Below are 10984 nucleotides of genomic sequence, written 5' to 3' on the forward strand. Positions count from 1 at the left end.
AAAGCTGTATAAACAAAAGAAAAACTCAATCTATATGAATTTTACCTTATATACAGTACTTATTTTAACTGTACAATATAAAATAATAAATCACAAGACTGAGTTTTTTATTTATCCCATCGCTACCATTGCTAACACTCCCACCTTCTATAAGTTGGAGCTAAGCACTGCTATGCACCTGGATTAGTTCTTCTAACCTTCAGATGGAGCACGGGGTATTCCTGCACTCCGTGAAAGTGATTCACACAAAATACAAGATTTTGGTTCCCTACTTTTTAAGAAAACTCCACCTGAAGATAAGAATCACTTTATACATACTTAATTATAATATTGAATTTTGTGATAAACTCTTATATCTATCATATCTTTCTTTAGCATCTTCTTCAGTCTTAGCAAATAACTCATCTGCTATCTCTGGGAAGGCCTTAGCAAGAGATGAATATCTAACTTCACCCATTAAGAAATCTCTCATGCTGCTACTTGGTTCTTTAGAGTCTAATGCAAAAGCATTCTTTCCTTGAACCTTTAGATCTGGATTATATCTATATAAATGCCAGTATCCTGAATCAACAGCTCTCTTTTCTTCATAAGGAGTATTAGACATTCCAAGCTTAATTCCATGACTTATACAAGTTGCATAAGCAATTATTAATGAAGGTCCATTATAAGCCTCTGCCTCAGCTATAGCTTTTAATGTTTGATTTAAGTTAGCACCCATGCAAACTTGTGCTACATAAACATAACCATAAGTCATAGCCATAAGTCCTAAGTCCTTCTTCTTAGTTCTCTTTCCTGTAGCTGCAAACTTAGCAACAGCTGCTTCTGGAGTTGCCTTTGAAGATTGACCTCCAGTATTTGAGTAAATTTCTGTATCAAATACTAAAACATTTATATCTTCTCCAGAGGCTAATACATGATCTAATCCACCATAACCAATGTCATAAGCCCATCCATCTCCTCCGAATATCCATTGAGATCTCTTAACGAAGAATTCCTTATCCTTTAATATTTTTTTAGCTATTTCTGTATTTTCTGATTCTAAAGCTTCAGTTAAAAGTTTAGCTCTTTCTCTAGTTCCCTCTCCGCTTTCTCTATGATCATACCAATCTTGTAGTACTGATTTAGATTTATCTGAAAGGTTTCCTTCTTCTAAAGCTATTCTTACATTATCAGCAATTCTGTCTCTTATAGTCTTAACTCCAAGGAACATTCCAAGACCAAATTCTGCGTTATCTTCAAATAGTGAATTAGCCCAAGCAGGTCCATGACCTTGACTATTTGCTCTATAAGCAGTTGATGCACCTGAAGCAGCCCAAATTGATGAACAACCTGTTGCATTAGCTATCATCATTCTATCACCAAATAATTGAGTTACAAGCTTAGCATATGGAGTTTCTCCACAACCTGCACAAGCTCCTGAGAACTCAAGTAAAGGTTCTTCGAATTGACTTCCCTTTACTGTATTCTTACTCATAGGATTTTCCTTAGGTGCTAATCCATCAATAGCATATTCCCATGCTTCAATTTGATCTGTTTGAGTTTCTATAGGTTTCATAACTAAAGCCTTACCTGGTGCTGGACATATTTGTGCACAGTTTCCACATCCAGTACAGTCTAAAGTAGAGATTCCAATAGTGTATTGATATTCCTTATTTCCCTTAACTCCATTAGCCTTTATAGTCTTATAGCTATCTGGAGCATTTTTTGCTTCCTTATCAGTAGCTAGGAATGGTCTAATAACAGCATGTGGACAAACAAATGCACATTGGTTACATTGAATACATTTATCTTGTTGCCATTCAGGAACATTAACTGCTATACCCCTCTTTTCAAATTCAGTAGTACCAGCCATAAATGTTCCATCAGCAATACCTGAATCTACAAAAGTTGAAACAGGAATATTACTTCCTTCTAAGCTATTAATAGGAAGACATATTTCTTCAACAAACTTAGGTAATATCTTCTTTTCACTTTCTTCTTTATCTACAGCATCCTTCCATGAATCCTTAGGTGTAATCTTAATTAATGAATCTAAGCCCTTATCAATAGCTTCATAATTCATATTTATAACTTTCTCACCTTTTTTACCATAAGATTCAACTACTGCAGCTTTAAGATACTTAACTGCATCTTCTATAGGAATAATATTAGCTAGTTTAAAGAAAGCACTTTGCATTATCATATTAATTCTTCCACCAAGGCCTATTTCTTGGGCAATCTTCACAGCATTAATAATGTAGAAATCTATATTATTTTCTACTATATATCTCTTCATCTTGGCTGGAAGCTTTTCTTCAAGCTCTGCTTCATCCCAAAGTGTATTTAATACAAATACACCATTTTTTCTTAAGCCTTTTAATACATCATACTTATAGACATAAGATTGATTGTGGCAAGCTACGAAGTTAGCTTTTTCTATTTCATAATGGGATTTAATTAATGATTTACCAAATCTTAAATGGGATACTGTTATACCACCTGATTTCTTTGAATCATAGGCAAAATATCCTTGGGCATACATATTTGTATGGTCACCTATTATTTTTATTGCACTCTTATTAGCACTTACTGTACCATCTGATCCTAATCCCCAGAATTTACACTCAGTAGTTCCTGCAGGAGTTGCATCTACTTCTTCAATTGGATCTAAAGATAGATTAGTTACATCATCTTCTATACCAATAGTAAATCCATTTTTAGGTTTATCAGCTTTTAAATTTTCAAATACTGCTGCTACATGTGATGGATATGGGTCCTTTGATGACAGCCCAAATCTTCCACCATAAACCTTAGGTGGATTATCCATTTCATTGACTGCTCTAACTACATCTAAGTATAAAGGTTCACCAATTGATCCTGGCTCCTTAGTTCTATCTAAAACAGCTATCTTTTTAACTGTACTTGGAATTACCTTTAGTAGCTTTTCAATAGAGAATGGTCTATATAATCTTACCTTAACAAGACCTACCTTTTCTCCTTTTTCTCTTAAATAATCTATAGTTTCTTCAGCAACCTCTGTTACTGCTCCCATAGCAATTATTATTCTATCCGCTTCTTTATCTCCATAATAATCAAAGCAATGATATTCTCTTCCTGTAAGTTCGGTAATCTTAGACATATATTCTTCAACTATATCTGGAATATCCTCATAATACTTATTTAATGCTTCACTTAATTGGAAATATACATCTGGATTTTGTGAAGTTCCTCTTGTAACTGGATGATCAGGATTTAATGCACCTCTTCTAAAATTATTTAAAGCTTCATAATCAACTAAATTTGCAAGTTCATCATATTCTAGAACTTCAATCTTTTGAATTTCATGGGATATTCTAAATCCATCAAAGAAATTAACAAAAGGCATTCTAGCTTTTATAGCTGTTAAATGGGCAACAGGAGCTAAGTCCATTACTTCTTGTACTGAACCTTCTGAAAGCATTGCAAATCCTGTTTGTCTTGCAGCCATTACATCTTGATGATCTCCAAAAATACTTAAAGATGAAGTTGCAATTGATCTAGCAGCTACATGTATAACTGCTGGTAATCTCTCACCAACCATTTTGTACATATTAGGAACCATTAATAATAAACCTTGAGATGCTGTGAAAGTAGTGCTTAATGCACCTGCTTGGAGTGACCCATGAAGAGCACCTGCTGCTCCTGCCTCAGATTGCATTTCAACTAACTTTACAGGTTTGCCAAATATATTTTTCTTACCCTTAGCCTCCCATTCATCCATGTGCTCTGCCATTGGTGAAGATGGAGTTATTGGGAAAATTGTACTAACTTCTGTAAGGGCATATGCCACATGAGCTGCAGCAGTATTTCCATCCATGGTCTTTGTTCTTCTCATTTAATTACATACCTCCTTTGAACTTTATTATATATAGATAATTGATATTTTAGTTTTTGCATGGATATGTTCAAATATACAAAAAATCAATATTGTATCGAACACCTACAAATATAATATACCAAATTTTTCTTGTTATTTAAAGAGAATGATTATACTTATCAGTAATTTCAATATTCATATTTAAACATATTCTGTGCATATAAACCTCACTTCATTTAAAGTCGACATTCGTAATAGTTTTAAAATGAGAAGATAACAGAAAAGATAAATATAAATTGCTCCATAATCTAATGGCTACAAAAAGAAGTTCTAATTTTTCGCCATATGATTATTTCACATATTATATTTATCTTTTCAAGTAATTCAGCATTAAAAAATTTAAATGATCAATCTATTATAATAATGATATATGTTAGTATTTCCTGCACATGTTCTCACTTATTCAAAACTCCGTCAGGAGTTTTTTCCTTTAGTACTATTGGATTTACAAGATAAAATAATTCAAGGAGTCTATAACATGTTATGCGTGAGCCGACTTGGAGCGTGCGACGGAGGATTAGCATAATATGTTATAGACTCCTTTATATTTTATTACTTATTTATTGCTTTTCTTCATTTCTATTAATAGTATATGAGATTTGTTTTTAGCCTTTATATTTAAACTTTCTTCTACTGTTTCTAATCCATCTCTCTCATAAATATCAATACTATTAATTTCTGAATCACCTTCTATTTGAACTAAATAGCCTTGTCTTCCTTCTTTTATTGGGAAGTCTATTTCTTTTCCTTCATCTAATTCAACTACATAGAAGTTTGCATCTTGATTTATCTTAATAGGTGCATTTCCTTTTTTGCTAGAAACAATGTTCAACCATTTATTTTTTCTATCTTCTTCGTTAAATCTATAGTCTCCATAGTTTGGCTTATATCCCTTTTCATCTGGAACTATCCAAATTTGAAGTATTCTTGTAGTTTCATCGCCTAAATTTTCTTCACTATGATAAACTCCTGTTCCAGCACTCATGTATTGAACATGTCCCCTATATACAGTATTTTTATTTCCCATAGTATCCCCATGAGTTAATCCGCCATCCACAATATAAGATACTCGTTTATCTAGCTTAATAATTCTTTTATTTTCTTCGTTTTTCTCATATTTTTATCTATCTCAAATTTTTATATTTATACTATTTCTTCACTAGATTAAACTTTTTATTATTGATAGTAATTTGGGATACAACAAAAAGACCTTCACATTATAAATTTTTTTACAAAAAAAGATGTAAAAGCCTATTAATAATTTTATAAATTAATAATGTACACTTTTACATCTTCACTCTTTTAGGTGTTCAAGATACTCGTATTTTCCGAGTTTGATTTAATTTCTTCTCTAAAACTCCTATGCCTCATAACACCTTGGAATAATGCGATTAATTCTATTTCTCCGAGTTCATACTCTAAGTATCTTATTCCATCTGCATTACATTATTAATTATAATATATTTCTTTACTTTAATCAATTTTTTCTCTCTTTTCCTGATTTTATTTTCATATATAGTATTATATATATTTCTTATATTTAATATTAAGTCATAAATATGACCTCCTTATCCCTTTATTTCTCTACATTTTGTTAATTTATTTCAATACTATCTCAATACTTTTTCAATACTTTTATCTAAATAGTTCATTAATTTCTTCCTCTGTTATACTCCACTTCTCTTTTTCTCCTACATATTCTAAAATAAACTTTTCTTTATTACATTTTTTGAAATCAAATCCCTTAAACAATTCTTCTTTATCAAACTCAACATTGTATTTAAGAATACCATATATTACTCTTAAAAACTTACAAGCTACAGCTACTAACATTTCTTTTTTTGTATTAGCATTATTTCTATTATAAGACTTATAGTAACAATATACTTTTCTCCAATCTTCATTTTTACTTACTAAATTCATAGCCATATGATACAACATCTTTCTTGCTCTTTTACTTCCTGCTTTTGTAATTTTAGGTGGTTTTGTTTCTTTTCCTGAACCTACTCCTTTTATTCCTAAACCGAAATATGATTGTAATGCTCTTGCATTAACAAAATTATCTATAAGTCCAATTTCTGCTAAAAGAGAATTTATCTCTGAATCTCCTACCCCTTTAATTTCAGTTATATTATCATATGCTTCTATAGTTTCTCTTGTAAGCTTTCTTATAGCATTATCAATTTCCTTTAAGCTATTTTCTAACATTTCATATTGATATAAATAAATTTTTATTTCTTCTCTATCACCATTATTAATTTTTATAGTATCCTTATATAATTCTTTTGCTAAAACTAAATATTCATTTACTAACCTATATGCTACCCCTTTATTTCTTTCATCTTTCTTTAATTCCTCCTTTACTTCATCTATATCTTTATCTACTATATCCCAAGGACTTGGATATACTCTTAATATAGCTCTTCCAGTTTTGCAAGTTGTATCTGTGAATATTTTCAAATAAATCGAATTGTTTACATCTAACCATGCTCTTAATCTATTTTTATTCTGAATATTACTCTTTGTATAATCTTCTTTACATCTTGTTAATCTCTTTAATGAAGCATAATTTTTATCTCTCTCTTTTATTTCAAAATAATCATCATCTTTTAAAACTAAACCTATACAGTGACAATCTATAGAATCATTCTTTCCTTTTTGAGAGTATTTAGCTTCTCTTTTCAATTTAACAATCCTATTCTTGACCATAACTACATCATAATTTCTTTTATTAAAGAAATTATATAGATTTTGCCAATAATGTCCTGTTGATTCTATTCCAATTATGATGTTCTCTTCTTTTATTCCTTCTTTTGATTTATAATCTTCTAATATCTCTAATAGTTTATAGAATCCATATATATCATTATTTATTTTCACTCTTTTTCTTATTTCTTCCTTTTTACCTTCTAACAAAAAAGAAACCCAATTTATTTCCTTCCCTATATCTATTCCTATAAATAATTCTTTATTATCTACCATACTGAAAACCTCCTATACTTATATTTATCAATAAGTTGAATATATAATCTCAATACCTTTTCAATACTTTTCTTATAATTCCAACATTTTCTGAAAAATTTCTATTAAAATATTAATAGAAACTTTCTATTAAATCTATATTAATTTTTCGTGAATTTTCTACAAATTTCTCATACCAATCCAAACTAATGTAAAAGTAAATTCTATCTCTATTTAAAGCTTTCATTATATACCAAATAGGATAAAAGTCCTTTATGGACTTTTTAATTCATCTTGTTTTTTTGTGGCACTAGCCTAGCACATTCCAAGCTTACTTATCAAAAAACATAAAAAAACTTTTTATCAGCAGATCAAGTGTGCTATGCAGCTAAAAACTTTTTTTATTGCCTATCGGCTTTTTGACAAGCACTTTCCATGTGTAGTCTTAGGCTCAACAAAAAAACAACAACATGAGGGCATTGACCGAGAGTATTGTTTCAAAATGAAAGGAGTTGATTATATATGAAAAATTACGAAATTTTCTTATCTGCTACTGATAGCAAAATAGAAGATAAATCAAGACTTAGAATTGACCTTTATGGGAATATGAAAATTAAAGATGTTAAAGAATTGAAAGATTTTAATATTCTTTACTATTCACAAGGACATCAAGATAATATTTCACTTAAAGGAAAAATTGTAAATCGTAAAGTTAGATACATACAAGTTTTTAAAAAGTAAATATAGTGTCCCCCGGGGACACCATAATATAAATACATAATCAACAAAAAAATTTTTAATGAAAGAAGGAATTTAATTATGAAAAAAGTATCAATCGTTAATAACAAAGGGGGAGTTGGCAAAACAACTTCAACTGCAAATTTAGGGGCTTGTTTAAGTCAAAAAGGTTACAAAGTATTACTTATAGATATTGACCCTCAAGGAAATTTATCAAAGTTATTTAAATCTTGTAATAATGAGAATTTATCCATAGCCAATGTTTTACTAGATGAAACCTTAGATATACATAATGTAATTAGAAAAACTGACTTTAAAAATTTAGATATACTACCAGCAAATATAAATTTAACTTCTACTGAAAAACTTATTCTTACTGATGAAAATAAAAGCCAACAAGATAGATTAGATAAAGTTCTTTTAAAAGTTGATAAAGAATATGACTACTGTTTATTGGATTGTCCTCCAAGCTTAAACATCATTACCCTTAATGCTCTTTGTGCTTCTGATGATGTATTTGTCCCTATTAAAATTGATAAATTTGCTTTAGATGGACTACAACATTTACTTGAAACTATTGAAGATGTAAAGGACAAATACAATTCAAAGTTAAACTTTAAGGGTTGCTTTGTAACAATGGATAGTGCAACTACTGTAAATAGACTTATTAAACAGGAACTTAAAAATTCATTACAAGATAAGTTATTTAATACTACTATTAAACAAAATGTAAAAGTAACAGAAAGTACATTTTATGAATGTCCTGTAGTATTTAGCCACAAAAAAGCTAGGGCAAGTATAAATTATAAAGACCTTTGTAATGAAGTATTTTAAAAGGTAAATATGGTGTCCCCCGGGGACACCTCGTAAAATACATAAATGTATCTGATAAATACAAAATTACATAATCACTAGAAAATATTTAAAAGAAAGAAGGAAATTAATTATGAATAAGAAATTTTCATTAAGCGAAGGAATGTTAAACGGAATAAGCAAGAATATAGAAAAAGCTAATACACTTGAAGCTAAAAATAATTTTAAGGTTGAATATATAGATATTAAAGATATTAAGAGAAATGAAAAAAACTTCTATGAAATAGTAAATGTAGATGAACTAGCCGAGGATATTAAAATGAATGGATTAAATCATAACTTAGTAGTTAGAAAACTTGAAAATGGTACATATGAACTTATTAGTGGGGAAAGAAGATATACTGCTCTTAATAAATTAGTTCAAGAAGGTAATAACTTATTTGCTCTTGTACCTTGTAAAGTTATTGAAGCTAATGACATTGACGCTGAAATAATCTTAATACAAGCTAATGCACAAACTAGAGAATTAAGTGATTTAGAAAAACTTGAACAAGTAAAAAGACTTACTGAATTATATAAAACTAAAAAAGCTAATGGAGAAAAGATACCAGGTAAAGTTAGAGAACTAATCGCTAATGATTTGAAATTATCAGCAACACAAGTTAGCAGATATGAAAGAATAAATAATAAGCTTATTCCAGAACTAAAAGAAATACTTGAAAATGGTAATTTAACTATTGCTAATGCTAGTGAATTTTCTTCTTTAAGCGAAGATAATCAAAAAGTAATTTTAGATATTGTAAATAGCAAGGTTGAACTTAATAAGCAAGAAGCTATTAATTTAAAGAATAAACTTAAAGAAATTGAAGAAGAAAAAGAAAGAGAGTTTAAAAATAAACAATCTATTATAGAAGAAAATTCTAAGCTTAAAGCTAAAGTTAATGAAAATAATGTTAAAAGCGAAGAAGAAATTAAACAAATTGAAGGACAACTAAGAATTGAATTAAAACAAGAACTTAATAATAAATATGGTTGTATTATTGAAGAAGTTAAAAATCAAGTTAAAGCTAGTAATGAAGAAAAAGAACGTTATAAAAAAGAACTTGAAGAACTAAAAGCTAAAACTAAAGCCAAAGATGAAAATTCAGAAGAACTCAAAGAAAATTATAAATTAATAACTGAATTAAGAAATATATCTAGTGGATTAGTTGCAATATCCAAGCAATATAAAAAAATGAAAGATACTAAGATAAATATATCTTCTGATATATTAGAAGAACTTGAAAAAACTAAAATGGCTACATCTATTTTAAATAATATTGCTAGTGAATTAAATTAAATAATACCGGTGTCCCCCGGGGACACCTTAACTTAAATAATTTCGAAAGGAAATTCTTATGATTACTGAAAACAATATTGAAAAAGAAAGTTATATATAAAAAAATAAATAGCCTCATGAAGCTTAATGAATTAACATCTGAAAAGAGAGTGTAAAATAGTCTGTGTAAACTTCAGAAAATGATATAAGAAATTATCAATTATGAAGGGAACAAATCTATCAATATTTTGTCTAAACTTTAGAAAATTTAGTTTTATTTTAAAGGTTGGAGAGGTTAATATAACATCCAACCTTTATTTTTATTTAATTGATAATTTATTATAGTGATTTTTGAAGATATTTTGAAATACTAGTATTTAATCCAACTTTAAGATCTCGCCCTCTGTCATTAGCAAGCATAAATGCTACTACTTGAAAAAAACATATATATTGTAGTTCGTAAAATAATCCACAACAGTTTTCTATATTAAAATCCTTTTTATCTATAACTTCATTACCTATTAAATAACAATTTCCAATTTCGCTTTTTAAAAATTTAGCCATCGCAATTGATTTCTCTGTATCTACACCACTTTTAACTAAAACAAAGAATATATGACTATTATCGAATACATTTTGAGGTCCATGCATAAATTCTTCTAATTCATAAGTTTTTGTTATATAAGGTATCATCTCCATAAATTTGATATCTGCTTCACTACTAATTGGCCATAAACTATTAGCACCTGTGAAAAATGCTATATTTCTTTTCATCAATTCAAATTTATTGTTTTGATACCATTCTAAAGTGTCATCAATTATCTTTGATAAACTATCTGCAACTTTAAACAATTCATTACAATTATTTTTAGAAGACAAATACATTCCAAGTAACCAACAAACAACAACAGTCATTGAAAATCCAATCGTTCTATATCTATATTCTTCATTTTTACAACCCATATCAATAAAGTACATAGATTCTTTTGAAATTGGCGTTTCTTTACTACTTGTAATTGACAATGTATTGCAACCTAGCTTTTTTGCCTTAATTAAATTTTCATATACTAGTTTAGTTGTACCAGATTGAGAAATAAATATATACAATTTATCCTTATCAGTTTCTAAATTTTCAATTTTATTAAACACATTTGGATAAAACAATTTAACTTTTAATCCACATTCTTTTTCCAAATAAAATTGAGCAGTAAATGCCGCATTATATGATGATCCACTAGCAATGAATATTACTTCCTTTA

The 10984-nt window shown here is 28.8% G+C and carries 7 protein-coding genes; 3 read left to right on the plus strand and 4 right to left on the minus strand.

The window, feature by feature from the left end; genetic code table 11:
• Positions 1–322 precede the first annotated feature (322 nt).
• The 3 genes from nifJ to GPX08_RS11520 all read right to left on the minus strand — a co-directional run bounded on the left by nifJ (position 323) and on the right by GPX08_RS11520 (position 6877).
• Positions 323–3853: a pyruvate:ferredoxin (flavodoxin) oxidoreductase gene (gene nifJ, locus GPX08_RS11510; RefSeq protein ID WP_156626962.1), complete on the minus strand. Its 3531-nt coding sequence runs from the start codon at positions 3851–3853 to the stop codon at positions 323–325.
• Positions 3854–4451: 598 nt separating this feature from the next.
• Complete coding sequence (locus tag GPX08_RS11515; RefSeq protein ID WP_156626963.1) at positions 4452–4922, minus strand: hypothetical protein; 471 nt, start codon at positions 4920–4922, stop codon at positions 4452–4454.
• Between the two features lie 608 nt (positions 4923–5530).
• Entirely contained in the window at positions 5531–6877 is a 1347-nt protein-coding gene (locus tag GPX08_RS11520) for an IS110 family transposase (RefSeq protein ID WP_156626964.1), read from the minus strand.
• A 501-nt stretch (positions 6878–7378) separates the two neighbouring features.
• Between GPX08_RS11520 and GPX08_RS11525 the strand changes: the two genes are divergently transcribed.
• The 3 genes from GPX08_RS11525 (at position 7379) to GPX08_RS11535 (ending at position 9746) form a co-directional block, all read left to right on the plus strand.
• Positions 7379–7597: a hypothetical protein gene (locus GPX08_RS11525; protein ID WP_156626965.1), complete on the plus strand. Its 219-nt coding sequence runs from the start codon at positions 7379–7381 to the stop codon at positions 7595–7597.
• A gap of 75 nt (positions 7598–7672) precedes the next feature.
• Positions 7673–8428: an AAA family ATPase gene (locus GPX08_RS11530; RefSeq protein WP_156626966.1), complete on the plus strand. Its 756-nt coding sequence runs from the start codon at positions 7673–7675 to the stop codon at positions 8426–8428.
• Between the two features lie 112 nt (positions 8429–8540).
• Positions 8541–9746, plus strand: a complete 1206-nt coding sequence (locus GPX08_RS11535; protein ID WP_156626967.1) for a chromosome partitioning protein ParB — start codon at positions 8541–8543, stop codon at positions 9744–9746.
• Positions 9747–10064: 318 nt separating this feature from the next.
• On the opposite strand, the gene GPX08_RS11540 is transcribed toward GPX08_RS11535, so the two are convergent.
• Positions 10065–10984 (minus strand): SIS domain-containing protein (locus GPX08_RS11540; protein WP_156626968.1); only part of this gene is annotated, 920 nt, incomplete at its 5' end.

Origin of the sequence: Clostridium tertium (assembly GCF_902652255.1) — a bacterium.
Lineage (GTDB): Bacteria > Bacillota > Clostridia > Clostridiales > Clostridiaceae > Clostridium > Clostridium tertium_A.